This window comes from Vibrio sp. L5-1 (assembly GCF_021728315.1).
In the GTDB taxonomy this organism is placed as follows: Bacteria; Pseudomonadota; Gammaproteobacteria; order Enterobacterales; family Vibrionaceae; genus Vibrio; species Vibrio splendidus_K.
Map to the genome: position 1 here is coordinate 1 of NZ_JAKKCQ010000033.1, position 1,245 is coordinate 1,245.

Below are 1,245 nucleotides of genomic sequence, written 5' to 3' on the forward strand. Positions count from 1 at the left end.
ATGATCTGCTCCAGTCAGACTGGACACCGCATTAAGCGACATATTGTTTTTCAAAGTTAACTGGGCTTAGATACCCAAGAGCACTGTGCCTTCTTGTTCGATTGTAATCAACTTCGATGTATTCAAAAAGTGCTTGGCGCATCTCTTCTCGCGTCATTATCGGCTCGTATTGGACGGCTTCTACTTTCATTGAGTGGAAAAAGCTTTCAACACAGGCATTATCCCAGCAATTTCCCTTCCTACTCATACTTTGTTTTAGATTATGAGCTGCGATTAAGTCTCGGTAGTCTTTTGAGCAATATTGACTGCCTCTATCACTATGGAGAATCACCCCTTCGGGCATACCTCTACGGAACAATGCCATTGATAGCGCATCACAGACCAGAATCGCGGTCATTCTGGTGCTCATTGACCAACCAACTACTTGCCGTGAGTACAAGTCGATAACAACGGCTAAATACATCCAGCCTTCGCTTGTCGCTAGATAAGTGATATCTCCAGCCCATTTTTGGTTTGGTGCTGTCGCATTAAAGTCTTGCTCAAGCAAGTTCGGGGCTACTGGAAGTCTATGCTTACTGTCTGTCGTGCATTTGAACTTACGGGCGGCCTTCGCAACTAATCCCTGACGCTTCATGCTCGCGGCTATGGTTTTTACATCATGTTTAATACCATTTTCTTCAAGTTCTTTTTGAATACGCCTTGCACCATCGCGTTCCTTTTTATCATCAAAGACTTCTCGAACTTTGCTATCAAGCTGCTTTCGGTGTTCGTTGCGTTGAGTGACTTTATGGTGATTATCAATCCAATAATAAAACCCACTTCGAGAAACCCCAAACACCTTAGCCATACGGACAAGCCTATATTGCATCAGGTGTTCGAGCATAAACTCATAGCAATCTACTTTAGATTTTTCGCGAAGTAGGTGGCGGCCTTTTTTACGATATCTAACTCTTCAGCTTGCTCAGCCAATAATCGTTTGAGTTTGGCATTTTCAGTGGCGAGTTCTTTTTCTCTATCGCTGATTTTCGCGTCTTTTTTGACGGCCTTACGCCATCCATAGATTTGAGATTCATATAACGATAGCTGTCTTGCAGCCGCAGCGACACCGACTTTTTCTGCTAACTTAAGCGCTTCGGCTTTGAATTCAGGAGCATGTTTGATTCGTGTTTTCTTAATTGTCATTGTTCACCTCGTTAGTGATTGTACTCACTTAACTCAGTGTCCAAAACTTCTGGTGCAGATCAT

1 protein-coding gene is annotated in these 1,245 nt (G+C 43.3%); it reads right to left on the reverse strand.

What is annotated here, in order from left to right; translation table 11 throughout:
• Window positions 1–31: 31 nt before the first annotated feature.
• A protein-coding gene (locus L3V35_RS25405; RefSeq protein ID WP_237300856.1) for an IS3 family transposase occupies window positions 32–1,182 on the reverse strand; the annotation gives its coding sequence in 2 pieces (ribosomal slippage) (window positions 32–939 and window positions 939–1,182; 1,152 coding nt in all).
• Between the last annotated feature and the right edge of the window lie 63 nt (window positions 1,183–1,245).